Origin of the sequence: Cryobacterium sp. BB307 (genome assembly GCF_012274275.1) — a bacterium.
In the GTDB taxonomy this organism is placed as follows: domain Bacteria; phylum Actinomycetota; class Actinomycetes; order Actinomycetales; family Microbacteriaceae; genus Terrimesophilobacter.
Genome location: NZ_JAANZA010000002.1, coordinates 127,811 through 141,514, shown reverse-complemented (window position 1 = coordinate 141,514; position 13,704 = coordinate 127,811). Strand labels below are relative to the sequence as shown.

The 13,704-nt window shown below is 65.9% G+C and carries 11 protein-coding genes; 2 read left to right on the top strand and 9 right to left on the bottom strand.

Annotated features, from left to right (window positions below; all coding sequences use genetic code 11):
* Position 1: 1 nt before the first annotated feature.
* The 6 genes from HGK58_RS07950 to HGK58_RS07925 all read right to left on the bottom strand — a co-directional run bounded on the left by HGK58_RS07950 (position 2) and on the right by HGK58_RS07925 (position 9,190).
* On the bottom strand, positions 2-1,468 hold the full coding sequence (locus tag HGK58_RS07950; protein ID WP_168627057.1) for a dynamin family protein: 1,467 nt from the start codon (positions 1,466-1,468) through the stop codon (positions 2-4).
* Entirely contained in the window at positions 1,465-3,291 is a 1,827-nt protein-coding gene (locus HGK58_RS07945; protein ID WP_349236172.1) for a dynamin family protein, read from the bottom strand. Before HGK58_RS07945 ends, HGK58_RS07950 begins: the two co-directional genes overlap by 4 nt.
* A gap of 129 nt (positions 3,292-3,420) precedes the next feature.
* Entirely contained in the window at positions 3,421-4,416 is a 996-nt protein-coding gene (locus HGK58_RS07940) for an IniB N-terminal domain-containing protein (protein ID WP_168627056.1), read from the bottom strand.
* A gap of 179 nt (positions 4,417-4,595) precedes the next feature.
* Positions 4,596-6,572, bottom strand: coding sequence for a helix-turn-helix transcriptional regulator (locus HGK58_RS07935; RefSeq protein ID WP_246865490.1), 1,977 nt, complete (start codon positions 6,570-6,572; stop codon positions 4,596-4,598).
* Between the two features lie 9 nt (positions 6,573-6,581).
* Positions 6,582-8,444, bottom strand: a complete 1,863-nt coding sequence (locus HGK58_RS07930) for an Hsp70 family protein (protein ID WP_168627055.1) — start codon at positions 8,442-8,444, stop codon at positions 6,582-6,584.
* A 182-nt stretch (positions 8,445-8,626) separates the two neighbouring features.
* Positions 8,627-9,190, bottom strand: coding sequence for a dihydrofolate reductase family protein (locus HGK58_RS07925; protein WP_168627054.1), 564 nt, complete (start codon positions 9,188-9,190; stop codon positions 8,627-8,629).
* Positions 9,191-9,285: 95 nt separating this feature from the next.
* On the opposite strand from HGK58_RS07925, the gene HGK58_RS07920 reads away from it, so the two are divergent.
* On the top strand, positions 9,286-10,008 hold the full coding sequence (locus HGK58_RS07920) for an NAD(P)-binding domain-containing protein (RefSeq protein WP_168627053.1): 723 nt from the start codon (positions 9,286-9,288) through the stop codon (positions 10,006-10,008).
* Positions 10,009-10,019: 11 nt separating this feature from the next.
* On the opposite strand, the gene HGK58_RS07915 is transcribed toward HGK58_RS07920, so the two are convergent.
* The 3 genes from HGK58_RS07915 to HGK58_RS07905 form a co-directional block, all read right to left on the bottom strand.
* Positions 10,020-10,397, bottom strand: a complete 378-nt coding sequence (locus HGK58_RS07915) for a VOC family protein (protein ID WP_168627052.1) — start codon at positions 10,395-10,397, stop codon at positions 10,020-10,022.
* Between the two features lie 115 nt (positions 10,398-10,512).
* Positions 10,513-11,157, bottom strand: coding sequence for a response regulator transcription factor (locus tag HGK58_RS14065; RefSeq protein WP_168627051.1), 645 nt, complete (start codon positions 11,155-11,157; stop codon positions 10,513-10,515).
* Complete coding sequence (locus HGK58_RS07905; protein ID WP_168627050.1) at positions 11,154-13,160, bottom strand: histidine kinase; 2,007 nt, start codon at positions 13,158-13,160, stop codon at positions 11,154-11,156. The genes HGK58_RS14065 and HGK58_RS07905 overlap by 4 nt, the downstream gene beginning before the upstream one ends.
* 110 nt (positions 13,161-13,270) lie before the next feature.
* Between HGK58_RS07905 and HGK58_RS07900 the strand changes: the two genes are divergently transcribed.
* On the top strand, positions 13,271-13,702 hold the full coding sequence (locus HGK58_RS07900) for a hypothetical protein (protein ID WP_168627049.1): 432 nt from the start codon (positions 13,271-13,273) through the stop codon (positions 13,700-13,702).
* Positions 13,703-13,704 lie beyond the last annotated feature (2 nt).

Here is a 13,704-nt window from a genome sequence, read left to right as displayed (position 1 = left end):
ACTAAGGCAACCGCGCAAGGATGGCCTCGCAACTGCGCACCACCGCCTGACAGACCTCGGTGGTGGCTCGGTCGTTCAACGGGTTCTCGGAATGCGCGTGCCACCGCGCCAGCGACGCCAGCGCCGCGGAGCGGATGTCGTCGGCTGAGGCCTCGCGAGCCAATCCCAGTCGATCGGATGGCGCGACTCCCGTGCCACCGATGAGTCGTTCCGCCTCCGCGGCCAGGCCGGTGGGCAGGTTCAATCCAGTGGTCCGCGACGCGGCGAGCAACCGGAGTTCGCGGAACTCGTGAGTACCAACGCGAATGCGCTCAAGTGATGCCGCCACTGCTTCGGTTCCGGCATGCGGGCGCTCGCGCAGCAGGGTTTCCACTCCCACCATCGCGCTGTACGCCTTGAGATGGTCCGCCCGAACCTGAAACTGACCAGCAACCAGGCTCACCAGTTCGTTCAAGCCGCTGCGCCGGGCCAGCTCGTGAGCCAGTTCCGTGGGTTCGGTCGTGCCGCTGTTGATGAGCACCGTGGCCAAGCGGATGCCGAAGATCCCGAAGCGGTCCAGCAGGGCCGCCCGCGCCTCAGCATCCGCGGAGATGTGGTCGGGCGACCGGATGAATCTGTCCGCCGACAGCAGCATCCGTTCCCGTTCTGCGCGATCAAGTTTGGACAGCTCGAGCAGTATGGCGAATTCAGCCTGCCGCATGGTTCTGGCCGTCTGTGCGAGCAGCCCGGCAACCGGCACAATGCCCATGGCCACCGAACCGAGGGTGCTGTCATTCCGATAGCGCTTCGCAATGTCGCGGGCGGCGAGCAACGAGTCAATGCGGCCCGCCCCGATCTCGTCCGCCCGGGAGATCACCGCGAGGGCATTGATGGCACCCGGCTGACTCGCGCTGATGCGGCGGAACGACTCCAGGAACGTCAGATCCGCCTCTCGCAGGTGGCGCATCACGTAGACGAGTGCATCCACCGCCGACGATCCGCGGTCCGGGATGAGGATGTCGGTAGAGCGTGCGGAGACATCTCCCGACAGCGAGGCGATGCCAGGGGTGTCGATCAGGGTCATGTCGCGCAGACTGCTGTTGGGCCAGTCCACGACCAGCCGATCCACCTCATCGGCTCGTGCGCCGCGCAGATCGAAGTCCAGCAATCCGTTGACGCGCTTGACCGCAAGCAGACGCGGTTCGCCCTTGCGGGGAATCATGGTGACCCTGGGCGTGTCACCGTAGCGATACCAGGTCACGATGCGGGTGCACTCCGCCGTGCCGGTTGGCGCGAGCTCCTCCCCGATGATCGCGTTGATCAGCGTTGACTTGCCCGCCTTGACCATGCCCGTGACAGCCACGCGCAGCGGCTCCTCGAGCCGGCGCGCATGATGCTGAAGCGTCTCCTGCGCCTGCGGGTCGTCGTGATAGACCGCGATAGTGTCCTGCAGGAGCTCGGCCACCATCGTGCTTGGTTCGTCGATCATTGGGCTGCCCCAGCCACCTTCGGCTCGAGCGCAGCTGCCCGCTTGCGAAGGTCGTCGACCCGAGCCAACTCCGCCTTGATCTGCGTGATCCGCTGCTCGCGCTCAACCTTGTAGGTTGCCGCCGACTTCTGCGCGGCGAACACCGACTCCTCCAGCGACCTGTGGTGCTCGGCTGCGATGTCGATGAAGTGATCTCTGGTCTGGCGTTGCACGAGTCGCAGTCGGTCTTTGAGCTGCTTGCCCACCTGGAATACGACATCGTCGATATGGCTGCGGACGAGTGCTTTGGCCTCAGACTGTCGTCGCTTGAGCCGCGCCTCCTGCTCGTCCTTGTACACCTTGCTTCCGATGAGGATCCCGGCGCCGACGGAGATCGGGTTGATCAGGGACATGCCGATGACACCGGTGAGGAGCCCGAACATCAGCACCCCACCGTAGGAACCGCGCATTCCGATGAACACTTTCTGCAAGAGGGTCAGTCGCCCGCGGTCGAGCTCGTTCACCTCCTGCACCGGGTCGAGGACCTCGTCGGTGTTATCGACCTTCAGCACCGGGAGCGGCACCTCGTCGTGCACGAAGTGCTGGGCCACCTGCTCGGAAAGCCATTGCGCGCGCTCGTTAGTCCACACGAAGGTGTCTGACACCGCGGCGGCCACCCTCTGATCCAGCCACTCGACCGTCTCGTCCCACACCGGTCCGGGATCGGCTTCGTCTATGGCCTGTTCCGCGTCCCGCTGCACGCTTCGCATCCGGTCACGGAGGTCGTGCTCCATGTCGGAGATCAGGTCGCTGACCCCATCGTTCAGCGTTGTCTGCCAGCGGGATGACTGTCGACGCAAGTCGTTGGCGCGGCTCTTGGCCGCCTCGAGTCCGGCAATCATCTGTGGCATGCCTTCGGGGTCCTCGAGTGCGCTGAGCTCTGCCTGAAGCGACAGCCGCAGGTGCTCCGTGATCGAGATCAGGTCCAACGCGACGGAGCGACGCTGGATCCGTTCGACCTTGCCCAGGATCTCCGTGTGCAGATAGGCAACCAGACTCGGAAAGCCCGATTCCGTGTTGAGCTCCTCGTCCGCCAGGCGGGCCGCGTGCAGCCGAAGTTCCGATGAGACGGGGAAGAGCGGAATCTCCGGGTCGACCTTGTCGAGGTGTTCGCGGTTGATCTCGGCCACCATCCGCCAGTTCGGGTACAGGTCGGTCTTGGAGACAACACACGCGACGTTGGGGCACACGCGCAACGCCTGACGGAGGAACTGGATCTCCGGCTCGGTGAACTCCTGAGATGCATCCGAGACCAGCAGCATCGCATCCGCCGTGGGCAGTGCCGTCAGCGTGGTGAGCGAGTGGGCGGGATCGAGCCGGCCGAGGCCGGGCGAATCGACGAGCGACAGTCCCCCTGCGAGAATCTCGCGCGGAAGGAAGACCTCCGCCGCGATCAGCTGCCCCTTGTTGCCGGGGTTGCCGCCTTCAGAAACGTGTGCCGCGAGTTCGTCGATGCTGATCGGCCGAGTCTCGATGGCGCGCTCGCCCATGCCTGAGCCGTTTTCGCCCCCTGTGATCAGGATCCGTGCGGATGGTGTGTCTCCGTGCCTGACCACGGTGGGCACCGCTGTGGCGATGTCGACGTCCACCGGGCATACCGGTGCGTTGACGAGTGCGTTGATCAGCTGGCTCTTGCCCTGCTTGAACTCACCGACGACGATCACTCGTGTGCTCGAGTCCGCCAGCCGTTCACGGGTGTGCTCGAGCCGCCGCAGGAGGTCCGGTCTCTCGGCCGCGCTGACGAGTTCGATGCCACGTTCCACCAGCTTGACAAGTTCGACCACGATGTCTTCCTCTTGACGGACCATTCCCATCAGAACACACCAAGCGGCCCAGCAAAAGCAATCGCTCCTGCTGGGCCGCCTTCGTCGGGTTTTTGCCAGGTGTCGGGTCACCCAGCTGGGGTCCACCTCCTAGGGGGCGGGTTCTTCGACGACAACTACGTTGTCCTCGACCTCGATCGAGTTGTCGACCGAGTTGTCCTCGTTGAAGGAGTCCTCGAACTCGACGTCGATCTCGGCATCGATCTCGGTCGTCGTCTCGTTGAAGGAGTCCTCGATCTCGACCTCGGTCTCCTCGTTGAAGGAGTCCTCGATCTCGACATTGGTCTCCTCCTCGTTGAAGGAGTCTTCGATGTCAACGTCCACCTCGGTGTTGGTGGAGTTGTCAACCGAGTTGTCCTCGTTGAAGGAGTCTTCGATGTCAACATCGGTGTCGATCTCGTTGTCGTTGAACGAATCCTCAATCTCAACGGAGTTGTCTACCGAGTTGTCTACCGAGTTGTCGGAGTTGTCGTTGAACGAGTCCTCCACGTCGACGTCGATGTCCGTGTTTCCCATCGAGATGTCGTCGCCGGCCCAGATGTTCGTCGATTCGTCCCTGGAGTTGTCGACAGAGTTGTCAACCGAGTTGTCGACGTCGGCGTCGCCGCCTGCGGCAACTGCGCCAACACCAGATGCGATGATCGCGTCGTTGTCGAAGTACTGCGTGACGTCGCCGTCAGCCCAGATGTTCTGGTGGACCGACTGGTCGGTGTTCGTCTCCGTCAGGGAGTAGTTGTTCACGACGTGCGTGATCTGCTGCACGGCGTGGCCGTGGTCATCATCGTCGCGGTCGCGACCGTGTCCGTGGCCGTGATCCTTGTCGTGGTCGTGGTCGTGGTCGTGGTCGTGGTCGTGGTCGTGGTCGTGGTCATCGTCGTGATGTCCGCCACCGCCGTGGTGGTCGCCGGTTGGGGTCGTGCAGTCGAGCACGACCGGCATGACGGCGTCCATGTCATCGCTGGTCACATCGCCCAGTCCGGCTGCCGCGAGCGTTCCCTCCGGGTCATTGCGGAATTCTTCGGCCTTTTCCGGGTCGCCCAGCAGGCTGAGCAGGAAATCCAGCAGCATGGTGGTGAGAGTGGTCATGTCGGGTTACCTCATCCTTGAGTTCATTTACCGGCGGTTTTGCCTGGTCTGACGAACGTAGGCTTCGGCCGGTTGCCCGGGCATCCGGGTGCACTCCCCTACTCGGCTTCCTCTGGTGCGGGGTTTGCCGGTCCGGGGTCAGCCCTCGATAGGGGTTTTCGGACCGGCTGGTCGGCCGCTCAGTCGGAAAAGGCGTCGCGCTCATCCAGCATGATGCGAAGCTGGGCCAGCAACTCGCCACGCGTTGTGACGCCGAGCCGCCGCCTGATGCTCGCAATGTGGTGCTCAACCGTGCGCGGCGAGATGAAGATGGCCTCGCCGATCTCCTGATAGGTCTTTCCCTCCAGGACGAGTACCGCGACTTCGCGTTCACGAGCGCTCATCCCGTTCTCGACCGAGTCGGCGGAGTCGTTGGGTGTGGCTGGGTGTGCGCCCGCAGGTGAATCGGGTGGCCGTTTAGTGCTGGGGCGCAGGTCGCGTGCACAAGCGAGGAGTCGCGCCATGTCTTTGCGTTCGGGCGCGCGTGCCGAAGCGTGTCCAGCCAGCCGCGCGCCCTCCCAGGTCATGCCCACGGCAGCGAGTCCGCGAGCGGCTGCTTCGACCACCGTGACGTCGAAGTTGCCGGCCAGGACCATTACCCAGGCCCGCCCTGCTGAGGCAAGCGTCGAAGCGAGGTGATCGTGATCGGACGCTCGTACGAGCGCGGCCGCGTGCGGCCCCAAGTCTTGCGGACGCTCGGCAAGGATGGCTGCCTGGATCGCCGCCCAGTGCAGCGGAACCGACCAGAGCGGCGGATCGCCGAGTTGCTGCAGCAGTGCCCACGCATCGAGCAATTGGGGTTCCAGGCGCTCTGCATCACGCAAGCGCGTCGCGGCTATCAGCAGTTCGGCCAGCGGCATGAGGTTGTAAAGGTCGATGTCGACGTGCAGGACGCTCTCCCGCGCGCGATGCCACGCGCGCACGAGTGACGATCCGTCATCCGCTCGTCGTGCCAAGCCGACCTCGAGCGCGCGCAGCCACAGCACGTCGCGCGGCACGAGTTCGCAGTCCACTGTGGTGGCCTGGGTGATGGCCTCGTACGCCCGCTCCGGCCGGTCGCGCTGCATGGCTACCCACGCTCGCAGCAGCAGGAGGCGCGGTCGTGCCGCCGGCCCGCCCTGCCCACCAAGGAGCGCGGCATCCAGGATCGAATCAGCCACGTCGAGGTCACCCGCGTGCAGCGCCGCGAGCGTGGCGAGAGCGGCCGGCGATTCGGGCAACGGCACGGTAGCGCCGGAAGCGGTCATCATGTCGGATGCCTGGATCAGCGAAGGAAGCGCGTGGGCGGCTTGGTCGCTGACCGAATGCATGATGCCCTGGCCCATGAGGTTGACGGCCACCGCCAAGGAATGCACTGTACCTGGCGATGAAGCGGCGTTCGCCATCGACTCTGCGCCTGCGCGGTCGCCTGCTCCCATCATGGCCACGACGGCTAGACCGGCGGAGCCTCCGATGTTCTCGGGTCCACGCGATCGGTACAGTTCTGCGCTGCGTGCGAGCATCCCTCTTTGCGCCCATGCGGCGGCTGCGATGTCAATCGCCCTGGAGTGATCTGGCGGATTCTCCTGTGCGAGAAGGGCATCCACGATTCGGGATGCACCGTCCACATCGCCCACTGCCGCCGCGGCCTGCGCGCGTCGGGCAGCCGTGTGGACTTCGTCGGCTCCGGCCGCGGTAGCTTCCTCGTAGAGCACGCCGGCGCGCGCTGGTTCTGTGTCCAGGGCGGCATCGGCGGCGTGCTCAAGCGTTCGGGAAATCCGGACGTCCCTCAGGCCATCCTGCGCGAGAGCTTCCGCGACGGTGTCTAGCGGGAGGCCCTCGTCGACGAAGGTATCGACGAGCATCCGCTGGAGCGCTCGCACGCGGTAGGGCGGTGTGGTGTCGAGAAGGGTTTGTCTCACGACCGGCAGAAGTCGTCCGTTGGGCGACAACCACCCGGCCGCGCGGGCCTGCTCGACGAGGTCGTCGATCTGTGCCGCGTCCAGAGTCGGCGGCACATGGTCGGCGAGATCGAATCCGACCGCGAGGGCAAGCAACAACTCCCGCAGAGCATCGGACGTCGTTTCAAGCTCGTGGCCGAGCGCTTCGATCGCCTCTGGCGGGTTGGCCTGCCCCATGCCGGTGCCTTACACGGCGAGCTCGGGCGGCGCTGCCTGCGCCTCCGCCGGCGGTGTCGTGGGTTCGGGCGTGGGCTCCGGAGTCGGTTCGGGGGTCGGTTCGGGCGTGGGTTCTGGAGCCGGTTCTGGAGCCGGATCCGGCGTGGGATCGGGAGCGGGCTCGGGTGTTGGATCAGGCGTCGGCTCGGGTGTCGGATCCGGGGTGGGCTCGGGTGTCGGATCCGGCGTCGGCTCGGGTGTCGGGTCCGGAGTCGGGTCGGGGGTTGGATCAGGCGTTGGCGTGGGCGTCGGACTCGGCGATGGGGCCGGGTCTGTCCCCCGCGGGGCGGTTCCGGGCGTTTCTGTCGATGTCCTCACCGGTGATGAGGTCCCGGCGCCGTCACGCGGCGACACCGGCTGGCCCGTTCGGCGACGCAGCGGCTCCTCGCCGTCTCCGCGTCCCTGGCTGTCGTCCCGTCCCTGCCGGGGCGCATCCGAAATTGGCGCGGCGCCCTGGTTGGCAGAGTCGGGCTGCCCGCCACCGCCTGCCGCACCGTCCGCTGTTCCGACCGCTGGCGCATCGCCGCTGGTCTCTGTGCCCGTGCCGCTGGTCCCTTCCTCAGGGAACAGATTGAAGCCAGAGCCCTGCATGATCGTCACGCCCATAACCAGCACGGCGGCGGCGGCCGCGGCTGCGACGGGAACGGCCTTGGCCAGCATCCGGTCTCTGCGTGAGATGGGTTGCACAACGTCGTCGTTCTCGGTGTCTGTGCCTTCGTCCTCGGTATCGATCTCCGCCGTATTCACGGATGCGAGCAACGGCAGTGCCCCGAACGCGGCCGCGCCCAGTGAGATCGACGTCTGGGGATTCGTGTCGATGACGATTGGCACGTCGAATTTCTCGGAGAGCAGCTGGGCGACCAACGGGATGCGCGATGATCCGCCGACGAGCACCACGGCGGTCAGGTCGTCCGAGTCGACACCGGCCGTCTCCAGTCGGCCCGCGAGCAGCTCGACGATTCTGCGGACGTCGGCTGCGATCATGCCCTCGAACTCGGAGCGGACGATTCGCACCTGCGTTTGGAGGCCGGGCAGCTGCACAGGGACGGTTGCCTCTGAAGCGAAGGAGAGCGCTTCCTTCGCTTGCGTGCAGTCGGCGCGGAGGCGGGTGAGCGCGAGGTGAGTTTCCGAATCCGCCTGATCGATCTGTTCAGTGGCCCCGTCGAGATTGGTCAGGACATGGGCAAGCATTGCGTCGTCGAAGTCCGTCCCCCCGAGGTCGATCGAGGAAGGCTCTCCACTGAGGTGCCAGGACCGTGTGTCGTCGACGGTGACCAATGCCACATCGGCGGTGGCGGCCCCCAGATCGCACAGCGCGAAAGTGCCGGTGCCAGCCATCGCCCCGCTGGCGTGATGTGTCGCAGCGGCGTGCGTCTCGCTTACCAGTGTCGCGTCGCCCAGCCCGAATTCAGCAAGGGCGTTCGCGATCAACGCGAGCCTGTAGTCGCCCCAATCACGCGGGTGCGAGACCACGATTGCTGCAGGTGGCTCTCCCTCGGACTCCTCAGCCCGCTCGACCACCCAGCGAGCCGCGACTGCGAAGACGTGTTCGGCTGTGACTGGTTCCTCGGCGACCATGATCGGCACGGTGTCGCCAACCCGCCGGGTGAACTCGCGCACGACACGGTCGGGGTGTTCGATCCCACACTCCTCGGCCGCATCACCGACAAGAACACGCCCGTCGTCTGCGAAGTAGACGGTGGATACGGTCGCGACGCTCTGCGCACCCAGCCTCAGCGGAACTGGTGTTGCGCTTCGGTCATCGGGGCTTAGTCGAACGACGGCGGCGGTGGTAAATCGGGTGCCGATATCGACAGCGAGAACGTAGGGCATCGTTCCTCATGCAGGCGATCACTCATCAGCCACACGCAAGCGGGTTGTGTGACTCGGGTCGCACTGTTTCCTGATCGGGGGTTTCACCTAACAATCCGCTCACGCCATCCGGGTGTCAATCGTTCTCAAACCCTTTTGGGGCGATTGCCAGAAGGATTTGAGACGAGCGCTCGATACCGCGCCTACTCGACAGGCCGTCGCACCTCATAGACCAGACGCGCGAACTGGCCGACCCGGACCGCTGACACCAGATGCAGACGGTCGGCTTCCACGCGCCGCGGCAGCAACGGCGCGCCCCCGGTGAGCGTCACGGGAGCGATCGACACCGCGATCTCATCGAGCGCCCCGGCGTCCAGGAACTGGCCGGCCAGGTCTCCCCCACCGACCACCCAGATGTCGCCGCCGCGCGCTGCCTCACGAATTGTCGGCAGGGCCTCCGCAACACTGCCGGACAGAAACCGCACGTCCGCACCTGCCGGCACCGGCAGGATGCGCGTGGTGAACACGAACGTCGGCTTGCTCCCGAATAACTCGCTCCACCGCTCCGGGTTATCGAGCAGGCGCTCATGCGCGAGCACCCACTCGTAGGTCGTCGAGCCCTCGACCATCACCACCGCATCCGCCGGGAACAAGCCCGACTCTGGCTGCTCCCCGCCCTCGACTGCGAACAGCCAATCCAACGAGTTGCTGTTGTCGGCGATGAACCCGTTCAACGTCGCCGCGGTATCGAAGATGATGCGCCCCATGCGGTAAGACTCTAGAAGAAGCCCCCGACACCGGCGCCAAGACTCGAGAATGGAAGCTAGTCAGACGACGCAACCAGTGATCGGGGATCCACAACGTGAACGACACGGTCAAGCGCAGCACCATCGGCATCCTCGGCGCCGGCAAGGTCGGTCCCGTGCTCGCCCGGCTCGCGGTCGCCGCCGGCTACCACGTGCTCATTGCCAGTACGGGCGATCCGGCGAGACTCGCTCTGAGCGTCGATGTGTTGAGCAACGGCGCTGAGGCCACAACCGCATCGGAGGCCGCCGCGCGAGCCGATATCGTGATCCTCGCGCTGCCCCTCGGAAAGTATCGGACGGTTCCCGCTGATGAACTGCGCGGCAAGCTTGTCATCGACGCCATGAACTACTGGTGGGAGGCCGACGGCATCCGCACTGAGTTCACGGACCCGCGCACATCCTCGAGCGAAATCGTTCAGGCGTACCTTCCAGAGTCCCGCGTCGTGAAGGCCTTCAATCACATGGGCTATCACGACCTGGAGGACGAGGCACGTCCAGCAGGCCAACCGGGGCGCAAGGCCATCGCCATCGCCGGCGACGATCCTGCTGACCTGTCAGCCGTCGCGAAGTTGGTCGACGCCTTCGGGTTCGATCCGGTGATCGCGGGCCCGCTGGCCGAAGGCATCCGGCTCGAACCGCATGCTGAACTGTTCGGTGCGGACGTCAATGCTGACGAAGTGCGGGCGATGCTCGAACGTTTCCCCAGGTCGGCGCGCGGAATGGTGGTCGCCCGGGCCAGAGCGGAGACGCCCGGGGACACTGGGCGCGCCGGAATGTGAAATGAGCCGGGTCAGGCGTTCTGCCACAACCCCATCAAGTTGCCTTCGCTGTCGGTGAAGTACGCGCTGTAACCCATCCCCAGGACATCCTGCTTGGGCATGACCATCCGGCCACCAAGCGTCGTGATCTTCTCCAGTGCCTGCTCGATGTCGTCGACGTCGATGGTGACGATGGGGCTCTTCCGGTCCGCGTCGCGCAACATCAAACCGCCGTTGATCGCTCCGGAATCCGTCGGCGCACCATTCTCGTCGGACGGTGTCGTCCCCAGCATCGCGTAGTCGATGTCAGGCACTGGGCTGATGTCCCAGCCGAACGCGGAGCGGTAGAACTCCGTTGCCCGATCGAAGTCATCCGCCGGGATCTCGAAATGCACAACTCGCCCAGTCATGGCGGTGTCACCCTTCTGCCGCGGAGACCGGAATCCGCCACGATGCAGATCCCCTCGCACCGGCAAGGTGACCGTACGCGCCCGCCCTGAAAACGCTCATGGAAGGCTTACGGCGCTAGACCCCGCCTAGACCTGCGTCGCGGGCCCGCGCGACGGCCTCAGCGCGTCCCGTCACCTGAAGCTTGGCGAACACATTCGAAACGTGGTTGCGCACGGTCTTGTCGCTCACGAACAGACGGCGAGCCACCTCCGCATTGGTCAACCCCCTGGCGACCAGATCCAGCACTTCATGCTCACGCGCGGTCAGCGCCCGGAACGGTCTCGCATCCGGCTTGCCCCCGCCTGCGAAGAACGACAGCACCCGTTCGGCAATCGCCGGCGAGAACACGACCTCACCGCGTGCAGCAGCAGCGATGGAGCGTTCGATCTCGGAGCGGTCCGCGCCCTTCAGCAGGTAACCGCGAGCGCCGGCCCGCAGTGCGGCAAAGATGGAGTCGTCCCCTTCGAGCATGGTGAGCACCAGCACCGCGCTGTGTTCCGACACCCCGATAAGCTGCCGAGTCGCCTCGACACCGCTGCCCACCGGCAGGTTCAGGTCCATGATTACGACGTCCGGCTGAAGTTCGTGGGCAAGGCGCACCGCTTCAGCGCCGTCGGCAGCTTCGCCGACCACTTCGCTGCCCGCCATGGTGGCGATCACGCTCACCAGCCCTTCACGGTAGAGCGGATGGTCGTCGACCACGAGTACGCGTGTTGTCACGAGAGGCTCGCAACCTGCTGCGCACCGGCTCGCGCAGGCGACAGCAACGGAATTCGCGCGGTGACCTGCGTTCCTGATGCTCCGGTCGTAAGGCTCAATTGGCCACCCAACTCCTCCGCGCGCAGCCTCATCGAGGTGAGGCCGAATCCGTTCGCCGGCACCGCGGGCAGGCCGCCACCGTCGTCCACTACCGTGATCGCAAGTGCGTTGTCCTCAAACGCCAGTCGGATCGCGATGACGGAGGCACCGGAATGGCGCACGGCGTTCGTCACCGCTTCCGACACGATCCGGTAGGCGGCAACGTCGAGGGCGGCGGACAGCTCGGGAAGGGCGGCGACCTCCGCGGTGACCAGAGCATCCGGCGTCGTCAGGTGGGAGGCAAGGTCGTGCACGGATGCGGCCAGGCCGAACTCGTCCAGGTTCGGCGGGCGCAGATCATGCACCAGCGCACGCAGGTCGGCCACGGTCGCGTTCAACCGGGGCACCAGCCGGGCGATCAACCCGGATGCGACGTCAGGGTCGGCCGATGGCACACTCAGCGCCGCTTCCGCCTGCAACGCGAGCGCGGCGAGCGCTGGCCCGATGTCGTCGTGAAGGTCGCGCCGCAACTGGCGCCGCTCCTCCTCCCTGGCGACGACGATCGCCTCACGCGCCCGCTGCACTTCGTGCGCCAGCATCACCGTGTGAGCCGCGACGCCCGCTTGCGTCGCCAGCCGGTCGAGCACCAGTCGGTCGGAGGCATCCAGCCCACCCGGCCGGTGCACCGCCAGCTCACCACTGGGGACCCCGCCGTAGGTGAGCGGCACCCGGGTGACGCCGTCTGTGGCGTCCGCTTCGATCGGCGTGCCGAAGCTCGCGACTGTGCCGTTGACGAGGGTGAGTTCGGCACCGGATGCTCGCAGCGATCTGGTGACCTGTTCAACGACCGCAGGCAACACCTTCGTCGACAGCTCCTGCGGGTCCGATGCAGCGGCCAACCGTTCGCCGAGCCTGGCAAGCGCCACGTGCGGTTCCTCGACATCGCCGTGCACTCGCAGGTTGACCCAACGCTGCAGTTGCGCGTGCAACGGCAGCGCGACCAGTGCCGCCAACGCGGTCGCCACAACCGGGGCTCCGATCCAATCTCCGACGGTGCTGCCAAGCAACCAGACGGCGGTCAGGTAGATGAGGATCACCGCGACAGAAAGCGCCGTGTAGGTGATGGAGCGGGAGATGACGGTGTCGATCTCCCACAGTCCGTGGCGGAGCACTGCGACCGCCAACGCTAGAGGCACCGGGAGCATGGCCAGGCCCGCGATGACCTCGGTCGGTCCCGCGGGGAAGAGGCGGGCCAGGCCGGCCAGTGCCAGCGTTGCGGTGACCCCGAGCAGCAGCCACTTGAGCTGTTGGCGCGACACACCGGTCGAGCGACGCCAGCGCGCGGCGAGGGACGCAATCGCCAACCCGGTGGACAGCACCAGCAAGGCGCCGACAGCGATCACCGGCGCGGGATGAGTCGCCAGCGGCGAACCGATCGGGTTCACCAGGTCGCGAAGTTGAACGGAAAAGTCCTGCTGGTCGTACGGCGTCATCGCCCACATCGCCGAAGCGACCACCAGCGTGGCGACCGAGAGCCAGAATGCGGGGCGCCACCGAGAGGCCGTGAGCTGACCGTGCGGCAGCACATGCGGGAGCACCGTGAGGATCGCAACATAGGCGACAACCCACAGCCAGGTGCCGAGCCAGAGGGCGAAACCGGCGAGCGCAACGTCGCCCAGCCAAGCCCATTCCATCGCTAAGAGCGCAACTCCCGAAGTTGCCCCGATCACGGCGGTGACCCGGCGAATCCAGACGGCATCGCTGCGGCGCAGCATGACCGAGACAGCACCGTAGGCCACGGCGGTGGAGAGCCCCATGAACCAGAACGACGGGGTGTGCACCCGATCGGATGCGGCGTTGACCGCGTGGAGCAGTCCGCCGAGCAGGCCGGCAGCGACCGCAACAACACCCCCGACCGCTCCCATTCGCTCATTATGGCGGCGAACGCGCGCAACAGCACGGGACAGGAAGTCCCGACTGAAGATAGGACGAGCACCACTGCCGATTGGGACTCGACCGACGGCACCGTTATCCCATGACAACCAATACGACCTCAGAGCACCTGTCCGCTGACCCCAGCGAGACATCCGCTCGCCCGCCCGTGACCGTGATCATCGCCACGGTCCTCACCATTCTCCTGGCGTCGGTCGGCACGTACGGTGCCGTCTTCTTCTCCGGACTCGACGGCTACGACCCTGTGGATGCGACCTTCCTCTCGATGTACGGCTACCTCTCCCTGATCGGGGTCGCCGCCGTCATCGCCCAACTCAGGGGAAGCGCCACGGGCCGGGCGGGCGTCATCGCCTGGGCGATCTTCATGGCGCTGTTCACCGTGGTCAAGCTGGTAACCATCCAGGAGACCGAGGCGATCAGCTTCGGCGTTGTCGCCCTAATCGTCGTCGGCCTTGAGCTGGCTCCCCCGACACGCCGCTTCATCCGCGCGAGGGCAACGGCGCAGGCGGCCTGACG